General features: G+C 65.6%; 16 protein-coding genes. 6 read left to right on the top strand and 10 right to left on the bottom strand.

From position 1 onward, the window contains the following. Positions 1 to 34: 34 nt before the first annotated feature. From IVA91_RS25135 to IVA91_RS25110, 6 genes are all read left to right on the top strand, one after another. A complete protein-coding gene (locus IVA91_RS25135; protein WP_247276508.1) occupies positions 35 to 352 on the top strand; it encodes a PilZ domain-containing protein in 318 nt (105 codons plus the stop codon). A gap of 123 nt (positions 353 to 475) precedes the next feature. Continuing rightward, on the top strand, positions 476 to 1,198 hold the full coding sequence (locus IVA91_RS25130) for a nucleotidyltransferase family protein (protein ID WP_247276509.1): 723 nt from the start codon (positions 476 to 478) through the stop codon (positions 1,196 to 1,198). 242 nt (positions 1,199 to 1,440) lie between these two features. Next, positions 1,441 to 4,587, top strand: coding sequence for a double-strand break repair protein AddB (addB, locus tag IVA91_RS25125; RefSeq protein ID WP_247459392.1), 3,147 nt, complete (start codon positions 1,441 to 1,443; stop codon positions 4,585 to 4,587). Continuing rightward, entirely contained in the window at positions 4,581 to 8,090 is a 3,510-nt protein-coding gene (gene addA, locus IVA91_RS25120; protein ID WP_247276511.1) for a double-strand break repair helicase AddA, read from the top strand. The genes addB and addA overlap by 7 nt, the downstream gene beginning before the upstream one ends. 67 nt (positions 8,091 to 8,157) lie before the next feature. Further along, on the top strand, positions 8,158 to 8,478 hold the full coding sequence (trxA, locus tag IVA91_RS25115) for a thioredoxin (RefSeq protein ID WP_074121876.1): 321 nt from the start codon (positions 8,158 to 8,160) through the stop codon (positions 8,476 to 8,478). Between the two features lie 145 nt (positions 8,479 to 8,623). Next, positions 8,624 to 9,631, top strand: a complete 1,008-nt coding sequence (locus tag IVA91_RS25110; RefSeq protein WP_247419829.1) for an ATP-dependent DNA ligase — start codon at positions 8,624 to 8,626, stop codon at positions 9,629 to 9,631. 12 nt (positions 9,632 to 9,643) lie between these two features. Here IVA91_RS25110 and IVA91_RS25105 read toward each other — a convergent pair whose 3' ends face one another. The 10 genes from IVA91_RS25105 to rpsA form a co-directional block, all read right to left on the bottom strand. Beyond that, positions 9,644 to 10,384, bottom strand: a complete 741-nt coding sequence (locus IVA91_RS25105; protein ID WP_247276512.1) for a metallophosphoesterase family protein — start codon at positions 10,382 to 10,384, stop codon at positions 9,644 to 9,646. A gap of 17 nt (positions 10,385 to 10,401) precedes the next feature. After that, positions 10,402 to 11,745 carry a folylpolyglutamate synthase/dihydrofolate synthase family protein gene (locus tag IVA91_RS25100; protein ID WP_247276513.1) on the bottom strand — a complete coding sequence of 448 codons (1,344 nt, stop codon included), beginning with the start codon at positions 11,743 to 11,745 and terminating at the stop codon, positions 10,402 to 10,404. Continuing rightward, a complete protein-coding gene (gene accD / locus IVA91_RS25095; protein ID WP_247276514.1) occupies positions 11,742 to 12,683 on the bottom strand; it encodes an acetyl-CoA carboxylase, carboxyltransferase subunit beta in 942 nt (313 codons plus the stop codon). The genes IVA91_RS25100 and accD overlap by 4 nt, the downstream gene beginning before the upstream one ends. 111 nt (positions 12,684 to 12,794) lie before the next feature. Next, entirely contained in the window at positions 12,795 to 13,631 is an 837-nt protein-coding gene (gene trpA / locus IVA91_RS25090) for a tryptophan synthase subunit alpha (RefSeq protein ID WP_247276515.1), read from the bottom strand. Next, the gene (gene trpB / locus IVA91_RS25085; protein WP_247276516.1) at positions 13,628 to 14,842 is read right to left on the bottom strand and encodes a tryptophan synthase subunit beta; all 1,215 of its coding nucleotides are present in this window, start codon (positions 14,840 to 14,842) and stop codon (positions 13,628 to 13,630) included. The genes trpA and trpB overlap by 4 nt, the downstream gene beginning before the upstream one ends. Beyond that, positions 14,839 to 15,510, bottom strand: coding sequence for a phosphoribosylanthranilate isomerase (locus tag IVA91_RS25080; protein WP_247276517.1), 672 nt, complete (start codon positions 15,508 to 15,510; stop codon positions 14,839 to 14,841). The genes trpB and IVA91_RS25080 overlap by 4 nt, the downstream gene beginning before the upstream one ends. Positions 15,511 to 15,576: 66 nt before the next feature. Further along, positions 15,577 to 15,969 (bottom strand): lipopolysaccharide assembly protein LapA domain-containing protein, encoded by a 393-nt coding sequence (locus tag IVA91_RS25075; RefSeq protein ID WP_247276518.1) that lies wholly within the window; start codon positions 15,967 to 15,969, stop codon positions 15,577 to 15,579. 71 nt (positions 15,970 to 16,040) lie between these two features. Then, positions 16,041 to 16,346 (bottom strand): integration host factor subunit beta, encoded by a 306-nt coding sequence (locus IVA91_RS25070; RefSeq protein ID WP_008539997.1) that lies wholly within the window; start codon positions 16,344 to 16,346, stop codon positions 16,041 to 16,043. 173 nt (positions 16,347 to 16,519) lie between these two features. Then, positions 16,520 to 17,500 carry a signal peptide peptidase SppA gene (gene sppA, locus IVA91_RS25065; protein ID WP_247276519.1) on the bottom strand — a complete coding sequence of 327 codons (981 nt, stop codon included), beginning with the start codon at positions 17,498 to 17,500 and terminating at the stop codon, positions 16,520 to 16,522. 255 nt (positions 17,501 to 17,755) lie between these two features. Then, entirely contained in the window at positions 17,756 to 19,462 is a 1,707-nt protein-coding gene (rpsA, locus tag IVA91_RS25060; RefSeq protein WP_247276520.1) for a 30S ribosomal protein S1, read from the bottom strand. Between the last annotated feature and the right edge of the window lie 250 nt (positions 19,463 to 19,712).

Here is a 19,712-nt window from a genome sequence, read left to right as displayed (position 1 = left end):
GCAGCCGGATCGTTACGGGGCTGGAGCAAGGGTGATGACGGCGAAAGCGGATCAGCGCGGCAATAACCGGGTCGTTTTCGAGCGCGGGGTTCCGGCCCAGATGATGGGCATCGACGGCACCTGGCGGCGTGACTGCACCATGGAGGACGTTTCCGATACCGGCGCCAAGCTGACCATCGACGGCTCGGTCGAAGGCCTCCATCTGAAGGAATTTTTTCTCCTGCTGTCGTCCACCGGACTTGCGTACCGGCGCTGCGAGCTGGCCTGGGTCAATGGCGACCAGATCGGCGTCAATTTCCTCAAGCTCGGCGACAAGAAGAAAAAGGTGCGCTCCACCGCCATCGGGGCGTGACGGCAACACCCGTCGTACAACCGTCACGGCGGGCGATTAAGGCGGTTGGGATGCGGTGCGGCTGGCCGAGGCTCATGCTAGGATTGCCGCGAAAGCGAAATCAAGGGATTTGAGAAAGCGAGAATGTCCGTCAAACCGACCAAAGCCATGGTGCTTGCCGCAGGGTTCGGCCTGCGCATGCGTCCGCTGACGGACAAGATGCCGAAGCCGATGGTGCCGGTGGCCGGCCAGCCGCTGCTCGACCACGTGCTCGACAAGCTCGGCCATGCCGGCGTGACCGAGGCGGTGGTCAACGTGCACTATCTGCCGGACCAGATCATCAATCACACCGCATCGCGCCAGCATCCGCGCGTGACCATCTCCGACGAACGCGACCAAGTGCTCGGCACCGGCGGCGGCGTCGTGAAGGCGCTGCCGCTGCTCGGCGACGCGCCGTTCTTCCACGTCAATTCCGACACGCTGTGGATCGACGGCGTGCGCTCGAACCTGACGCGGCTTGCGGAAAACTTCGACCCCGCGCGCATGGACATTCTGCTGCTGATGGCGCCGACCGCGACCAGCATCGGCTATAGCGGCCGCGGCGATTACGGCATGCTGCCCGACGGGGCCTTGCGCAAGCGCAAGGAAAAGGAGGTCGTTCCGTTCGTCTATGCCGGCGCCGCGATCATGTCGCCCGCGATCTTTGCCGATGCGCCCAGGGGCGAGTTCTCGCTGACAAAAATGTTCGATCGCGCCAACGAGCAGGAGCGGCTGTTCGGCCTGCGGCTCGACGGCGTCTGGATGCATGTCGGCACGCCTGATGCGGTGCATGCGGCTGAAGAGGCGTTTCTGGAGAGCGTGGCCTAGGGCTGCTTCCATGTCCCGGACGCGGTGCAGCGCGTAGCGGTGCGCCGCTGAGCCGGGATCCAGAAAGCTACAGGCAAGGCGGCGAGATGGGCCCCGGCTCTGCAGCGCATCGAAGGAGCGCTGCGCTGCGTCCGGGGCACGAGAACGGTGATGCCGCGCAAACGGCGGGGAAGACGTCACCTCGGCCCATGACCATTTGACCTTGTCTCCCTATATTGGCGCCTGATCGAATCAGGCAGCCCATGCGCGTTTTCAGCGTTCCCATCTCAGTTCCGTTCCTGCGCACGGTCGTCGCGAGCCTGCTCGACGGCCGGCTGGCCGATGGCTTCGAGGCGCGCAAGGAACCGGCGCGGCTTGCGGATGCGACTCTGTACCTGCCGACCCGACGCGCGATGCGCGTGGTCCGCGAGATCTTCCTCGACGAGATGAAGGCGGATGCTGTGGTGCTGCCGCGCATCGTCGCACTCGGCGACATCGACGAGGACGAGCTCGCCTTTGCCGACGAGGGCGAACAGTTCTCCGGCGCGACGCCGCTCGACATTCCGCCCCGGCTCGGCGAGCTCGAACGGCGGCTGACACTTGCGCAACTGGTGGCGGCCTGGGCCAAGCGCCCGGTGCTGTCCCCGCTGGTGGTCGGCGGCCCCGCCTCGACGCTTGCATTGGCGTCCGATCTTGCACGGCTGATCGACGACATGGTGACGCGCGGTGTCGACTGGAGCGCGCTCGATGGGCTCGTGCCTGATAATCTCGACCGCTACTGGCAGCACTCGCTCGAATTCTTGCGCATCGCGCGCGTTGCCTGGCCCGGCCACCTCGCCGAGATCAAACGGATCGAGCCGGCGGCACGGCGCGATCTCCTCATCGCGGCGGAAGCCAGGCGGCTGACCGCGCATCCGAACGGGCCGGTGATCGCGGCCGGTTCAACCGGCTCGATGCCGGCCACCGCTAAATTCCTCCATGCGGTCGCATTGCTGCCGCATGGCGCCGTGGTTCTGCCGGGCCTCGACACCGATCTCGACGAGGACGCCTGGCGCACCATCGGCGGCGTGCGCGATGCGCTCGGCAAGTTCGCGGAGCATCCGGCGTCGAACCATCCGCAATATGCCATGCATGCGCTGTTGCAGCGTTTTGGCATCAAGCGCAGCGACGTCGACATTCTCCAGCCGCCGGCAGAAGGCGGGCGCGATCTGCTCGCATCGGAATCGATGCGGCCCTCGGCCAAGACGGAAGTTTGGCATGACCGGCTGAAGCAGCCGGATGTCGCCGCAAAGATCGCTGGCGGCATGAAGAACCTGGCGGTCGTGGAAGCCCCCAACCCCGAAATGGAAGCCCTCGCGATCGCCATCGCGATGCGCGAGGCGCGGCATCTCGACAAATCGGCGGCGCTGGTGACGCCCGATCGCGCGCTGGCGCGGCGGGTAATGGCTGCGCTGACCCGATGGGACCTCGCCTTCGACGATTCCGGCGGCGACGTGTTGATGGAAACGTCGGCCGGTGTCTTTGCCCGCCTCGCAGCAGAGGTCGCGACCAAGGGCCTGGAGCCGCCGACGCTCCTGGCGATGCTGAAACATCCGCTGTGCCGGCTCGGCCGGCTACCTGGCGCATGGAAGGCGGCGATCGAGGGACTCGAGCTCGCGGTCTTGCGCGGCACACGCCCACCCGCCGGCACGGCCGGCCTGTTGCGCGAATTCAACCGCTTTCGCGACGAGCTGGCAAAGCTGTGGCGCAGCGAAGTCTCCGCGCTCCATCGCGCGGAGCCCCGCGCGCGGCTCAAGGCGGAGGATCTCGATCGCATCCAGGCGCTGATCGATGCTTTGCGACACGCATTGGCGCCGATCGAGAGCCTGGCCTCATCAAAACCTTATGACTTCGCCGAGCTCGCGCACCGGCATCGCGAAATCCTGATCGAGCTGTCGCGCGACGAGCAAGGCATTCCGCTCGCCTTCGAGGATCGCGAGGGCCTCGCCCTCGCCAGCGCCTTCGACGATCTGCTGCGCGGCGGAACGACCAGCGGGTTGATGGTGCCGTTGCCTGACTATCCCGATGTCTTCCAGACCGCGTTCGGCGACCGCGCGGTGCGGCGGCGGGATAGGCCCGGCGCGCGGCTGCAGATCTACGGCCCCCTGGAATCGCGCCTGATGCAGGCCGACCGCATCATCGTCGGCGGTCTGATCGAGGGCGTCTGGCCACCGGCACCACGCACCGATCCCTGGCTGAGCCGGCCGATGCGGCACGAGCTCGGTCTCGATCTGCCGGAGCGCCGCATCGGCCTCTCCGCGCATGACTTCGCACAGCTGCTCGGCGCCGACGAGGTGATCCTCACCCATTCCGCCAAGGCCGGCGGCGCGCCGGCGGTGGCGTCGCGCTTCCTGCACCGGTTAGAGGCGGTTGCGGGCGACCATCATTGGAACGCGGCAGTTCGCGCCGGCGAGAAATACGTGCAGTTCGCCGGCGCAATGGACCAGCCCGACGAGGTCAGGCCGATCAAGCAGCCGGAGCCGCGACCGCCGCGCGCGACGCGGCCGCTCAAGATGTCGGTCACCGAAATCGAAGACTGGCTGCGCGATCCCTACACGATCTACGCCAAACGCATCTTGCGATTGGATGCACTCGATCCGGTCGACATGCCGCTCTCGGCTGCCGACCGCGGCTCGGCGATCCATGGCGCGCTCGGCGAGTTCACGGAAACCTATGCGGCACGCCTGCCCGACGATCCCGCGCGCGTGCTGCGCGCGATTGGCGAAAAACATTTTGCCCCGCTGATGGAGCGGCCCGAGGCGCGGGCGCTGTGGTGGCCGCGTTTCCAGCGCATCGCGCGCTGGTTCGGCGAATGGGAGACGGCGCGGCGCGACGCGATCGAGGCCATCACGGCAGAGACCCACGGCGAGATCTCGATCGCGCTCGACAACGCGCGCAGCTTCCGCCTCTCCGCGCGCGCGGACCGCATCGAACGGCGCCAGGGCGGCCGCTATGCCATCCTCGATTACAAGACCGGGCAGCCGCCCACCGGCAAGCAGGTCCGCATGGGCCTGTCGCCCCAGCTCACGCTGGAAGCTGCGATCCTGCGCGAGGGAGGCTTCCCAGACATCGAGGCCGGCGCGTCCGTGAGCCAGCTCGTCTATGTCCGCCTCAGCGGCAACAATCCACCGGGCGAGGAGCGCGTTCTCGAACTCAAGTTCAAGCCAGGCGACGAGCCGCAACCACCGGACACCGCGGCGGCCGAGGCGCGCGCCAAATTGGAGGCGCTGATCCGCGCCTTCGAGGACGAGAACCAGGCCTATACCTCGCTGAACCTGCCGATGTGGGCGAACCGCTACGGCACCTATGACGATCTCGCCCGGATCAAGGAATGGTCGGCGGCCGGCGGATTGGGGATCGAGGAATGGTGAAGGCACCGCGCCCCATCCCCGACGAGGTGCGCGCGCGGCAGGCGCGTGCATCCGATCCGACCGCATCGGCTTTCGTGTCGGCCAACGCCGGCTCGGGCAAGACGCATGTGCTGGTGCAGCGGGTCATCCGTCTGCTGCTCGCGGGCGTCCCGCCGGAAAAGATCCTCTGCATCACCTTCACCAAGGCCGCGGCCGCCAACATGGCCGAGCGCGTGTTCACCACGCTCGGTCATTGGGTGACGCTGGACGACGCTGCGCTCGACGCAGCCATTCGCGCGGTCGGCATCCCGCATCCCAGTGCAAAGCTGCGGCGCGAGGCGCGAAAGCTGTTCGCCTGCGCGCTGGAAACGCCGGGCGGGCTGAAGGTGCAAACGATTCACGCGCTGTGCACGCGCCTGCTCCAGCAGTTCCCGTTCGAAGCCAACGTGCCGGCACGCTTCGCCGTGATCGACGAGCGCGACCAGACCGACATGATGGAACGCGCCAATCTGAGGGTGCTGCTGGAGGCCGCGCGTGATCCCGAGAGCCTCACCGGCCGCGCACTGTTGACGGCAATGGCGAGCGCCGCCGACGTCACCTTCAAGGAGGTCGTACGCGAGGCGTGCCTCAGCCGCGATCATTTCATGGCCTGGACCGACCAAGCTGGCGATGCCGGAGCGGCGGTCGAACAGATGGCGGCTGTGCTGGGAGTCGACGCGGGCGACCAGATCGAGGATGTCGAGACGGAGATTCTCGACGGCCCTTTCCTGCCGCGGTCGCGCTGGGACGATATCGCGCTTGCGCTGGAGGACGGCAGCAAGTCGGACAAGGACCAGGCCGGCCGGCTCCGCGAAGCAAAAGTCTTTTCCGGCAGCGCGCAGGTCGATGCCTATCTCTGCGTCTTCCTTACCGACGACAAGCTGCCGCGCAAGGTGGTGCTGACCAAGAAGCTTTGCGATCACAACCCGTCCGTGGCCCGCCTGTTCGAGGCCGAGGCGCAGCGGCTCGGTGGGCTGATCGAGAAGCGCCGCGCGGTGACCATGCGCGACCGCACCGCGGCCCTGCTACATATCGCGACCGCTGCTGCCCAAAACTACCGCCGCGAGAAGCAGGAGCGCGGACTGCTCGACTACGACGACCTCATCGACAAGACCCTGGCGATGCTGGACCGCGTCTCCGCGGGCTGGGTGCATTACAAGCTCGATCGCGGCGTCGATCACGTCTTGATCGACGAGGCCCAGGACACCAGCCCGCGGCAATGGGACATTGTCGCGCACATCATCTCCGAGTTCACCGCAGGCGAAGGCGCGCGCGAGGGGCTGAACCGCACCATCTTCGCCGTCGGCGACGAGAAGCAATCGATCTTCTCGTTCCAGGGCGCGGCTCCCCACGAATTCGATGCCCGACGGCGCGAGCTGCACCGCAAGTTCACCGCGGCCGGGCTGAAATTCGACCCGGTCGCCTTCACCTATTCGTTTCGCTCGGGCGCCACGATCCTGCACTCGGTCGATCACGTCTTCCGCGATCCCCAGATCTACAAGAGCATCCATTCGGTCGAGATCGGCCACCCCCTGCACAACGCCCTCGCCGATGCAGGGCCGAGCGTGATCGAGCTGTGGGATCTCGCGGAGGCCGACGATCGGCAGGATATCGAAGGCTGGCGCGCCCCCTTCGACGGCGTCGCCGTCACCAGCCCCGAAGTAAAGCTCGCTCACCGCATCCAGGCCGAAATCAAGCGGCTGGTCGAGAGCGGCACGCTGACGGGGCACGAAGGCGAACGCCGGCCGCTGCGCTATGGCGACATGCTGATCCTGGTGCGGCGACGCGGCAACGCATTCGATGCCGTGATCCAGGCGCTGAAGCATGCCAACGTGCCGGTCGCCGGCGCCGATCGACTCAAGCTCACCGAGCACATCGCCATCATCGATCTGATGAATCTCGCCGATGCGCTGCTGCTGCCGCAGGACGATCTCGCGCTCGCGGTGGCGCTGAAGAGCCCGCTGTTCGGGCTCGACGACGACGACCTCTTTACCCTCGCCTGGGATCGCAAGGCATCGCTGCGCCGTGCGCTTCGCGAGCATGCAGCCACACGCGAGAAGTTCGCCACGGCATTGCGGCGCCTGGAAGCCTGCGAGGCACGCGCGCGCGAGGAGACGCCGTTCGCGTTCTACGCCTGGCTGCTCGGCGGCGATGGCGGCCGTGCGCGCATCCTGCGCCGGCTCGGCTTTGAGGCCAACGATGCGCTCGACGAATTTCTTGAGCTGGCACTGAACTACGAGCGCAAGGCGCCGGCCTCGCTGCAAGGCTTCATGGCCTGGCTGCGTTCGGCCGACACCGAGGTGAAGCGCGACATGGAAATCTCGCGCGACGAGGTGCGGGTGATGACGGTGCACGGCGCCAAGGGCCTGGAGGCTTCGGTCGTGTTCATGGTGGACACCACGTCCTCGCCCGCGGACTCGCAGCGGCTGCGGCTGATCCATGTGCCGCGCGGCAATGGCGGCGAGGTGGTGGTCTGGGCCGGCCGCAAGGCGGACGACCCGAAGCCGGTCGCCGAGGCGCGCAAGGCGATGCTGGAGGAGACCGAGGACGAGTATCGCCGCCTGCTCTATGTCGCGATGACGCGCGCGGCCGACCGCCTGATCGTCGGCGGCTGCATGCCCGGCAACATGAAGACCGTCCGCAAGCTGAGCTGGTACGATCTGGTCGACACCGGTCTCGCCGGCTCGGGCCTGGACAAGCAGGTCATCGAGACGCCGCTCGGCAAGGTGACGCGGTTCTCGCGGCCGGAGGATATCGTGGCACTGGGCGCACCGGCGGCATCGGTCCGCCAGACGATCACGCTGCCGGGCTGGCTGCGGGCGCCGGCTCCGCGCGAGATCGTCGACGATGATGCCCTGCGCCCCTCGGGCCAGTCGGCCGAAGAGGGCCGCAGCGTACGATCAGGCGAATCGGTGCAGTCGCGCGCGCTGGCGCTGCAGCGCGGCACGCTGGTGCACCGCCTGCTGCAATCGCTGCCCGACATTGCCGCCGAGCGCCGGCGCGAGGCCGCACGCGACTTCATGGCCCGCAACGCCTCGGACTGGCCGGAGGCCGACCGCGCCGCGCTGGCCGACAAGGTGCTCGCCTTGATCACTGAGCCGCGCTTCGCCCCGGTATTTGCCGCCGGCAGCAGGGCCGAGGTTGCCATCGCCGGCAAATTGGAGCGGCCGGGCCGCGCCCCGGCGCTGGTGTCGGGGCAGATCGACCGGCTGGTCGTTCGCCCCGAGGAGGTCCTGATCGTCGACTTCAAGACCAACCGGGCGGCGCCCGGAAGCGCGGCCGAGGCACCCGCCGCCTATGTCCGGCAGCTCGCGCTGTACCGGGCGGTGCTATCGCGGCTTTATCCCCAAAAGCTGGTCCGCGCCGTCCTGCTCTGGACCGAGGCCCTTGAATATATGGAGATTTCGGCCCCCGCGCTGGACGCGGCGCTGGCATCCCTTCATCTCGGTGTGAGCGTCCTTGACCCGGCAAGGGGCCGTTCATAGGTTGACCTCATGATCCCAAGCGCGATTCCAGGTCGCGCCGATTCTTTCAACCGAGTGAGGTACTCCAATGGCCGTTAGCAAGGTTTCCGACGCCGATTTCGAAACCGAAGTGCTCAAGGCGAACGGCCCCGTGGTCGTCGATTTCTGGGCCGAATGGTGCGGCCCCTGCCGCATGATCGCGCCCGCGCTCGACGAGATCGCCGGCGCGATGGGCGACAAGGTCAAGATCGTGAAGCTCAACGTCGACGAGAGTCCGAAGACCGCGTCCAAGTACGGCGTCATGTCGATCCCGACCCTGATGATCTTCAAGGGCGGTGAGATGGCTTCCCGCCAAGTGGGCGCGGCGCCGAAGGCGAAGCTTCAGCAGTGGATCACCTCCGCGGTCTGATCCGCCTCGCGCAGGATTATTTTCGAAAGCGGCCGGCGAAAGCCGGCCGCTTTGCGTTGACGGGACATGTTCAGCGTAGGACGAGTCCCAGCCCTTGCCAGCCCCTCCCGCAAAACGCGCCCGAAAATCGGCCTCTCTCGTAGCAATGGAGGCGAGGTCGGTCGAGGCGATCCCGCGCGGCAAGGAATGGCAGTACGAGCCGAAATGGGATGGCTTCCGCTGCTTGCTGGCGCGCAGTGGCAGCAACGTCGATCTTCGCTCGAAGTCCGGCGAGGATCTCGCGCGCTATTTTCCTGAGATCGTCGCCGCCGCGCTGAGCCTGAAAGCGGATCGTTTCACGCTCGACGGCGAGATCGTCGTGCCGCACGGTAAAGGCTTTTCCTTCGACGCATTGCTGCAACGAATCCATCCTGCCGCAAGCCGCGTGAAGAAACTCTCGCAGGATACGCCGGCGCTCTACCTCGTCTTCGACCTGCTCGAAACGGCCAAGGAGAAGCAGCTTGCCGGAAAATCGCTGAGCGAGCGGCGCCCGCTCCTGGAAGCATTTGCGAAAGACCATTTGAAGAACAGCCTTTTCCATCTCTCGCCGGCGACGACGAGCTACGCCACCGCCCAAAAATGGCTGGCGCAGTCGGGCGGCGGCTCGGACGGCGTCATCGCCAAGCGCATCGACCTGCCCTACCAGGCGGGAACGCGCGAGGGCATGCAGAAGATCAAGAAGTTTCGCAGCGCCGATTGCGTGGTCGGCGGCTTCCGCTATGCCAGCAATAAGATCGGCGGACGCAACGTGGTCGGCTCGCTGCTGCTCGGGCTCTATGACGACAATGGCTTGCTGCACCATGTCGGCTTCACCTCGGCCATCAAGGCGCAGGAGAAGCCGGCGCTGACCGATCGCCTGGAGGCATTGATTGGCGAGCCCGGTTTCACCGGCAACGCCCCGGGCGGACCGAGCCGCTGGTCCACCGAGCGCTCGGCCAAATGGTGTCCGCTCAAGCCGAAGCTGGTGATCGAGGTCTGCTACGACCATTTCAGCGGAGAACGCTTTCGCCACGGCACCTCGATCCTGCGCTGGCGTCCCGACAAGGCACCACGGCAATGCACATTCGAGCAGTTGATGCAGAAAGTGGCCGATCCGATGAAATTATTGAAGTGAACGTAGCCGCAGCTACTTGATCCACCCCGTCGCCAGCGCATTCGCCAGTTCGGGCTGATTGTTGCGTCGCGCCAGCGCGGCCATGGCCTCGTGATCATAAGCGACGTGGCGGAACGTCACCTGCCAAGCGCCGTCAGCGAGTTCGAGAACGGCATAACGCGCGTGCGGCGTGCCGGCTTCGACGGCATGCGGGAATGGATGCTTGTCCCGAAAGCCGGGACTGCCGACGCTGCCGGGATTGACGATCAGCCGCCCGTCGGGCAGGCGCACGGCCCGCGCAAGGTGGGTGTGGGCGCAGAGGATCAAGGATTGCGTGATGCCTTGCGCGAATGGTTCGATGCGATCGAGCGGCGATAGCGCGACCGTGCCGTCGGGACGCACGGTATCGAGCCAGTACACCTCGTCGCTGCCGGGCGTCGCATGGCAAAGGAACACCTGTTCTCGGAAGACCCGTGTCATCGGCTGCGCGCGCAGCCAGTCGAGCTGCGCGGCGTCGATCTGCGCATGGGCGGGGCGATCCCACGAGCCCATCTTTTCCGGAGCGCGGTCGAGCAGATAGCGATCGTGATTGCCAAGCACGTGCACGGCGTCGATCCTCATCAGGATCTCGATCGTCCTGCGAGCATCGAGTGGCCCGCTCAGCATGTCGCCGAGATTGACGATGTCGGCAATGCCGAGTGTGCGGATGTCGGCGAGCACCGCTTCGAGCGCGAGGTAGTTTCCGTGGACGTCGGCAATCGCAGCAAAACGCATCGTGGTCACCGTAGTCGCTATGCAGGAGGCGTGCCGTTGATTGCGAGCACGTGGCCGGCCAGATACAGCGAGCCGGTGATCAGGATGCGCGGCGGCACCTCGTAGGCGAGCTTCGCCAATGCGCGCAGCGCAGCTTCGATGCCGGGCGCGGGCTCCACACGCATGCCGAGGCTGCGCGCGGCGTCCGCTAGGCGGTCGACCGGCATCGCGTTCTCGGTATCAGGGATCGGCACCGCGATGATGTGACGGGTAAGCCCGGCGAAATTGGCAAGAAAACCCTGCGCATCCTTGTTGGCCATCATGCCGGCGATGACGACCAGCGGCCGCGACACCCGCTCTTCGAGATCACCGAGCGCGGCGGCGGCCACGCGGCCGCCTTCAGCATTGTGCCCACCATCGAGCCAGATGTCCGAGCCCTGCGGTCCCCAAGAGAGCAGCTCCCCCGAGGTGATGCGCTGCATTCGTGCCGGCCATTCCGCCCCGACGATACCGGCCTCGAACGCCGTCTGGCTGACCTTGAACGCCGGGACGGCGCGCAGCGTCGCGATTGCAAGGCCGGCATTGTCGAACTGGTGGCGGCCGAACAGGCGCGGCGCCGCAAGATCCATCAGGCCGCGATCGTCAGAATAGACCAGACGTCCGCGCTCGACATTGACGTGCCAACTTTCGTTCGCCGCAAACAGCGGCGCACGCATGCGCCTGGCCTGTGCTTCGATCACGGTCATCGCCTCGGCAGCCTGCTCGGCACAAATCACGGGCGCGCCACGCTTGATGATCGCGGCCTTCTCGCCGGCGATGGATGCCAGGGTGTCGCCGAGGAAGTCCATGTGGTCCATGCTGACAGGCGTGATCACGCAGGCCGCCGGCGCATCGACCACATTGGTCGAATCGAGCCGGCCGCCGAGACCAACCTCGAGCAGCACCACGTCGGCCGCATTTTGCGCGAACAGATGAAAGGCCGCGGCGGTCTTCAGCTCGAACAATGTCGCAGCCTCGCCGGCATTGGCGCGCTCGATCTCTTCCAGAGCGGTGCGCAGTTCATCATCGCTGACGAGCACGCCGCCGCCGACGCGACCGAGCCGGAAGCATTCGTTGATGCGGACGAGATAGGGTGAGGTATAGGCGTGGACGCGCAAGCCTGCGGCCTCCAGCGTCGCGCGCAGATAGGCGAGCGTGGAGCCCTTGCCGTTGGTCCCGGCGATGTGGATCACCGGCGGCAGCTTGCGTTCGGGATGGCCGAGCCGCGCGAGCAGACGATGCATCCGCTCGAGCCCGAGATCGATGCGTTTCTGATGCAGGGCCGACAGCCGCCCGATCAGTTCGCCGAGCGGCGGCTTTGTGCTGTCAGAGGAGGCGTTCACGCGTGGGGCGCAGCCGGCGCCGTCTCGGCGGCCGATACGATCTGCGCGGGGCTCGCGACCGGCTGCACCGATCTCGATGCGCCTTCCTGCGGCGGCGCCTTGGTCAGCAAGCGGCAGAGCCGCGCCAGGGTCGGACGCAATTCGTGGCGATGTACGACCATGTCGACCATGCCGTGCTCCTTCAGATACTCGGCGCGCTGGAACCCCTCGGGGAGCTTTTCGCGGATGGTCTGCTCGATCACGCGCGCGCCGGCGAAACCGATCAACGCGCCGGGCTCGGCAATGTGCACGTCGCCCAGCATGGCGTAGGACGCGGTGACACCGCCGGTGGTCGGATTGGTCAGCACGACGATATAGGGCAGTTTTGCCTCACGCAGCATCTGCACCGCCACCGTGGTGCGCGGCATCTGCATCAACGACAAAATGCCTTCCTGCATGCGCGCGCCGCCCGATGCGGCAAACACGATGAATGGCGACTTCTTCTCGACCGCGAGCTCCATTCCACGCACGATGGCTTCGCCCGCGGCCATGCCGAGCGAGCCGCCCATGAAATCGAAGTCCTGCACGGCGACGACGACGGCGGAGCCTTCAAGCTTGCCGTAGCCGACCTTGATCGCGTCGTTGAGGTTGGTGCGCGCGCGCGCATCCTTGATGCGGTCGACGTATTTTTTCTCGTCGCGAAACTTGAGCGGGTCGGGCGTGACCTCGGGCAGCGCGACGTCGAACCAGGTCTCGTTGTCGAAGATCGACTTCAACCGCGCCACCGCGCCCATGCGCATGTGGTAGTTCGAGCCGGGGATGACGAACTGGTTGGCCTCGACGTCCTTGTAGAACACGAGCTGTCCGGAATCCGGACACTTGATCCACAGATTCTCCGGCGTCTCCCGCCGCAGCATGTTGCGGATCTTCGGCCGGACCACATTGGTAAGCCAGTTCATGCTTTGCTCCGATGCGCGAACCCGCCTCGCGGGTCGCCTGTAGAATATATGGCGGCCGGGCCGCTGCCCGGCAAGCTGCCGTGTCGCCTGCCCGGAAAGCGGAACTATGGCCTATTCCGCCGCTTGCTGCGCCCCCTTGACGCCCTGGGCCAGGGCCGCCGTCAGCTCGGCGACGGCGTCAACGGTTTTATCGGTCGCTCGCCCCTCGGCATCGAGGCTGTTCTTGAGCGCATCCACCAGTGCTGTGCCAACCACCGCACCATTGGCGTGCGAGGCGATCGCCTTGGCTGTCTCCGGCGTGCGGATGCCGAAGCCGACGCAGACCGGCAGCTTGGTATGTCGCTTGATGCGCGCAACGGCTTCGCTCACCGCCGAGGAGTCCGCAGCCGCCGCTCCGGTGATACCGGTGATCGAGACGTAGTAGACGAAGCCCGATGTGTTGGCGAGCACGGCCGGCAGGCGCTTGTCGTCGGTGGTCGGCGTCGCCAGGCGGATGAAGTTGAGGCCGGCCTTCATCGCCGGCAGGCACAGCTCGTCGTCTTCCTCCGGCGGCAGATCGACGATGATGAGGCCATCGACACCTGCGCTCTTCGCGTCAGCCAGGAACTTGTCGACGCCGTAGATGTAGATCGGATTGTAATAGCCCATCAGCACGATCGGCGTCGCGTTATCGTCCTTGCGGAAGCCGCGCACGAGCTCTAGCGTCTTCTTCAGCGTCATGCCGGCCTTGAGCGCGCGGAGACCCGCGGCCTGGATCGACGGACCATCGGCCATCGGATCGGTGAAGGGCATGCCGATCTCGATCACGTCGGCACCCGACCGCGGCAGCGCCTTGATGATCTCGAGCGACGTCGCCGCATCAGGGTCGCCGGCCATCAGGAAGGTCACGAAGGCCGGGCGGCCCTGCTTCGCAAGCTCGGCAAAACGGGTGTCGATACGCGTGCTCACTTCTTGCCCCTCAGGATGTCGCCGACTTGCGGGACGTCCTTGTCGCCCCGGCCGGACAGATTGACGACCATCAGGTGATCCCGAGGCCGCTTCGGCGCGAGCTCCATCACCTTGGCGATGGCGTGCGCCGGCTCGAGCGCCGGAATGATGCCTTCCAGCCGCGACAGCAATTGGAACGCAGCGAGTGCTTCGTCGTCCGTCGCGGAGAGATATTTGACGCGCCCGACCTCGTGCAGCCAGGAATGTTCGGGGCCGATGCCGGGATAGTCGAGACCGGCCGAGATCGAATGCGCGTCCTGGATCTGACCGTCCGCATCCATGAGAAGATAGGTGCGGTTGCCGTGCAGCACGCCGGGACGGCCGCCCGCGATCGAGGCGGCGTGCAGCTGCGTGAGTCCGTGGCCGGCGGCTTCGACGCCGAAGATCTCGACGGAGGGATCATCGAGGAACGGATGGAACAGGCCCATCGCGTTCGAGCCGCCACCGATGCAGGCCACCAGCGAGTCCGGCAAGCGGCCCTCGATCTCCTGCATCTGCGTCTTGGTCTCGTTGCCGATGATCGACTGGAAGTCGCGCACCAGCGTCGGATAGGGATGCGGGCCCGCCACCGTGCCGATGCAATAGAACGTGTTGTGCACGTTGGTGACCCAGTCGCGCAGCGCTTCGTTCATGGCGTCCTTCAGCGTGCGCGTGCCTGACTGCACCGGCATCACCTTGGCGCCCAGCATCTCCATGCGGATGACGTTGGGCTGCTGCCGCTCGACGTCAACGGCGCCCATATAGACCACGCATTCGAGGCCGAAGCGCGCGCACAGCGTCGCGGTGGCGACACCGTGCTGGCCGGCGCCGGTCTCGGCGATGATGCGCTTCTTGCCCATGCGCCGCGCCAGCATGATTTGGCCGAGCACATTGTTCACCTTGTGTGAGCCGGTGTGGTTGAGCTCCTCGCGCTTGAGATAAATCCTGGCGCCGCCGAGATGCTCGGTCAGGCGCTCAGCGAGATAGAGTGGCGAGGGCCGGCCGACATAGGTCTTGAGGTAGCCGTTCATCTCGGCCTGGAACGCCGGATCGGCCTTGGCTTCGGTATAGGCCTTCTCCAGATCGAGGATCAGCGGCATCAAGGTTTCGGCGACGAAGCGGCCGCCGAAAATACCGAAATGGCCGCGCTCGTCGGGGCCACTACGGTAGGAATTGGGTTTGGCGACGTTCATCGGACACTCAACTCTTGGCTCGTATCTTGGCTGGCGCGCGCGGCGCGGATGAAGGCCTTGATCATCTCCGGATCTTTCACGCCCGGAGCGCTCTCGACACCGGAGGAGACGTCGACGCCGCCGGCTCCGGTGACGCGGAGGGCTTCCGCAACGTTGTCGGCGTGAAGCCCGCCCGAGACCATATAGGGCAGGCTCACATCGAGATTTTGGAGCAGGTGCCAGTCGAAGGGGGCGCCGAGACCACCGGGGCGGGTTGCATCTTTCGGTGCGCGCGCATCGAACAGGATGCGGTCGGCGACTGCGGCGTAGCCGGGCAGCACCGCGAGATCGGCAGATGTGGCGACCGGCACCGCCTTCATCACCGGACGGCCGAACCGCTGCTTGATGTCGCGCAGCCGCGCCACGCTCTCCTTGCCATGGAGCTGAAGAATGTCCGGCGCCAGCGCGTCCATGATGTTGTCGAGCATGGCATCGTCGGCATCGACGATCAGCGCGACCTTGAGCGCACGGCGCTTCACCTGGCGCCCGAGATCGCGTCCCGCTTCCAGCGACAGGTGCCGCGGCGACGGCCGAAAGAACACGAAACCCACCATGTCGGCACCCGCCTCGAGCGCCACCTCGAGCGTCTCGGGCGTGGACAGACCGCAGATTTTGACGAGCAGGGACATGGTCTCAAAGGGGATGGAGGCCGCGGGCCCGCGGCCGGAAAACAGGGCTTTCGATTGCGGCCGCTTCTACAACGTCGCGCGCTGCTTGTCTCGCCCGATGGGCCCATAAAGGCCGACCCCCGAAGGGACTGGGAGGCGCTGGGACTCGGGCCTTGCCGCCGCCATTTGGGCCCGCAGATCGGCCAGTTCGCCCCTGGCAGCGCGTGCATCCGCCTCATTGCGGCGCGCCGCGCGCCGCCAGTGCCACTGGCCGAGCCAGACTGCGCATCCACCCGTCAGCACGCCAAGGGCAGCGACCAGGATCAAAAGCAGGAACAGCGGCAAGGTGACCGACAGCGAGGGGTCGGCCGACATGAAGGGATCGAAGGAGACGGTGACGAAATGCCGGTTGGCGACGGCGAAAACCAGCAGGAGCAGGCCCAGCGGAATCACGATCAGCGCGGTCAGGAACTTTCGCATCTCGCTTCGCTCGCCTTGAATCAAGCTTGCGGCCGCATCATGCGCGACCGCAGAAAATCCTGATGCCCGGCTCAATCTGCCGCGCCGGGATCCGGATGGTCGCGGTTCAGCCGCTCGCGCATTTCCTTGCCGGTCTTGAAGAACGGGACGCTCTTCTGGTCGACAGGCACATGAGCGCCGGTGCGCGGATTACGTCCGGCGCGTGCAGGGCGATGCTTGACCGAGAAGGCACCGAAGCCGCGCAGCTCGACGCGATCACCGCGTGCGAGGGCCGCTACGATCTCTTCGAGAATCGCATTCACAATGTTCTCGACATCCCGCTGGTACAGATGCGGGTTGTGCTCGGCGATACGCTGAACAAGTTCGGATTTGATCATCGAGAGATAGGACCCGGGAGCGTGCGGATGACCATTTCCGTGAAAATACCTTGATCTGTCAAGACGCTAAATCAAGATTGAGCGTCGTGAAAATACGTGACAAATGCCGAAAAAGCAGGCTGTGCCGGCACCCGTCACGCGGGAAAACCCCCGCACGCTCGCCTCGGTTCCGGTCAGTTTGACGCGGCCGGCTGCCACAGGGCCAGCATTCCATCCATTCCGAACCGATCGACCGCCTGTGCGACGCCGGTTTGCCCGATTTGATGCGCAATCGAGCTCAAACCCAGCGCTTCCAGCGTCACGGCGGCGGCCGTCTTGAGGAAGGGCAGATCGCCGAAGCGCGGCTCGAGCTTGTAATCGCGCACGCTGAGCCCCTTCTTGACGCCCTTCTGCTCGACCAGCCAGGTCACCGCCGTCTTCTCGTCGCCGATCTGGTCGATCAGCTTGAGATCGATCGCCTGGCGGCCGGTGAAGACGCGGCCATCGGCCACTTTCTCGAGCAGCGTGTCATCCATGCCACGCCGTTCCTTCACCAGGCCCCTGAACCAGGCGTAGGAATCCTTCACCAGCGCATCGAGCGCGGCCCGCGCCTCGGGGCTGGTGGGCTCGAAACCATTGGGCGCGGCCTTCAGCGGCGACGACTTCACCTCCTCGACCTTGACGCCGATGGTCTTCAGCAACTCGGAGACATTGGGGTATTGAAACAACACGCCGATCGAGCCGACCAGCGAGCTCTGCTGGGCGATGATGTGGTCGCTGGCGATCGCGGTGATGTAGCCGCCGGAGGCGGCAAGGCCCTCGACCACGACGACGAGCGGCTTCTTCGCCTTCAGTCGGGTGAGCGAATCGTAGAGCTGCTCGGAGCCGGCGGTGGTGCCGCCCGGCGAGTTGACGTGAACGATGACGGCAGCGGCCTGCGAATTCTCCAGCCGCTCCAGCGCCTGGGTGCGATCGGAATCGCTGCGGATCAGGCCCTCGATGTGGACGCGCGCGATCGAACCAGCAGACGCGAACGTGCCGCGCGCACCTGGTGTCGCGATCAGCGCAAAGCTCGCGATCGCCGCGATCGCGATCAGCGCGGCCATCACGCGCCAAAACGTCAGCTTGCGGCGGATCCTGCGGCGATCGACGATGATGTCCGAATCCAGCGACATCGGAATATCTCCAAAATGAAAGACGGAGCGCGTTGTGCCGTCACAGCGTGACCGTCGGCTTATTCTCGATACATCAATTGCGGCGCAATTTGAAGAAAACAAGGCCCGTCCTAGCCCGGATGGAGCGAAGCGCAATCCGGGATTGGCGGCGCAAGGACTTTCCCGGATGACGCTGCGCTCCATCCGGGCCGCGAGCACGCAACAAAAAGCCCCGGCTCGCGCCGGGGCTTCGATGCAGCGAAACGTGCGTTTCGCTTACTTGTTGTCGCGGTTCTTGAGCGCGGTGCCCAAGATGTCGCCGAGCGTTGCACCCGAATCGGAGGAGCCGTACTGCGCGATGGCTTCCTTTTCTTCGGCGACTTCGAGCGCCTTGATCGACACCTGGACCTTGCGGGCCTTCTTGTCGAACTGGATCACGCGGGCATCGACCTTCTCGCCGACGGCAAAGCGTTCAGCGCGCTGGTCGTTGCGGTCACGGGCGAGCTCCGAGCGCTTGATGAAGGTCGAGAAGTCGGTACCGGCGATCTTCACCTCGATGCCGCTCTCCTTCACTTCGAGCACTTCGCAGGTCACGACCGCGCCCTTCTTGACATCGCCCGGCTCGGCGAAGGGGTCGCCTTCGAGCTGCTTGATGCCGAGCGAGATGCGCTCCTTCTCGACGTCCACGTCGAGCACCACGGCCTTGACCATGTCGCCCTTCTTGTAGTTGTCGATCACCTGCTCGCCCGGAAGCTTCCAGTCGAGGTCGGAGAGGTGGACCATGCCGTCGACGTCGCCTTCGAGACCCAGGAACAGACCGAACTCGGTCTTGTTCTTGACCTCGCCTTCGACCACCGAACCGGTCGGGTGAGCTTCGACGAAGACCTCCCAGGGGTTGCGCATGGTCTGCTTGAGGCCGAGCGAGATGCGGCGCTTGACGGAATCGACTTCCAGCACCTGCACGTCGACTTCCTGCGAGGTCGAAACGATCTTGCCGGGGTGCATGTTCTTCTTGGTCCACGACATCTCGGAGACGTGGATCAGGCCTTCGATGCCCGGCTCGAGCTCGACGAACGCGCCGTAGTCGGTGATGTTGGTGACGCGGCCGGTGAAGCGGGCACCCAGCGGGTACTTGGCTTCGATGCCCTGCCACGGATCATCCAAGAGCTGTTTCATGCCCAGCGAGATGCGGTGCGTCTCGTGGTTGATCTTGATGATCTTGACCTTCACGGTCTGGCCGATCGAGAGCACCTCGGTCGGATGGTTGACGCGGCGCCAGGCGATGTCGGTGACGTGCAGGAGGCCGTCGATGCCGCCGAGATCAACGAACGCACCGTAGTCGGTGATGTTCTTGACCACGCCGTCGATGACCTGACCCTCTTCGAGATTCTGCACCAGCTCCTGACGCTGCTCGGCGCGGGTCTCTTCCAGCACGGTGCGGCGGGACACGACGATGTTGCCGCGACGGCGATCCATTTTGAGGATCTGGAACGGCTGCGAATTGTTCATCAGCGGCGCGACGTCGCGGATCGGACGGATGTCGACCTGCGAGCGCGGCAGGAAGGCCACGGCACCGTCGAGGTCGACGGTGAAGCCGCCCTTGACCTGGTTGAAGATGACGCCGTTGACCTTCTCGTTGTTCTGGAACGCCTTCTCGAGCTTGCCCCAGCTCTCTTCGCGGCGCGCCTTGTCGCGCGACAGCACGGCTTCGCCGAGGGCGTTCTCGATGCGATCGAGGAACACTTCCACCTCGTCGCCGACCTTGATCTCGCTGTCACGGCCGGGGCCGGAAAATTCGCGCAGGGCAACGCGGCCCTCGGTCTTCAGGCCGACGTCGATGACGGCCATGTCCTTTTCAATTGCAACCACCTTGCCCTTGACGACGGAGCTTTCCTGCAGGTTGCCGCCTGCGAAGGATTCGTCGAGCATCGCGGCGAAATCGTCGCGCGAGGGGCTATAGGTATCAGCAGAAGTCGAAGCCATTTGTTCTCCAGTTGCGGAAGTCTTGCCGGCCGTTGGGTTCATGGGCGCATCGCACACGCAGTGTCGGAAGGTCCGCAAGACCTTCGAGCGACCGCTCGCGGCTCCGGCTCGGTGCTGGAGCAGCGGAAGCGGGCCGGCTGAGGCCCGCGCGTTCGATACGTGGAAATTCTTGTCCGGAGCCTGGATCGCGTCGGCCCCAAATAGGGACCGAAGGTTATCGACCTCAAAGAGCGGGAGCGGGCGCTTCCTC

It is taken from the genome of Bradyrhizobium sp. 153, assembly GCF_023073835.1.
Classification (GTDB): domain Bacteria; phylum Pseudomonadota; class Alphaproteobacteria; order Rhizobiales; family Xanthobacteraceae; genus Bradyrhizobium.
The sequence above is the reverse complement of the archived record's forward strand: the minus strand, read 5'-3'. Positions and strand labels throughout refer to the sequence as shown.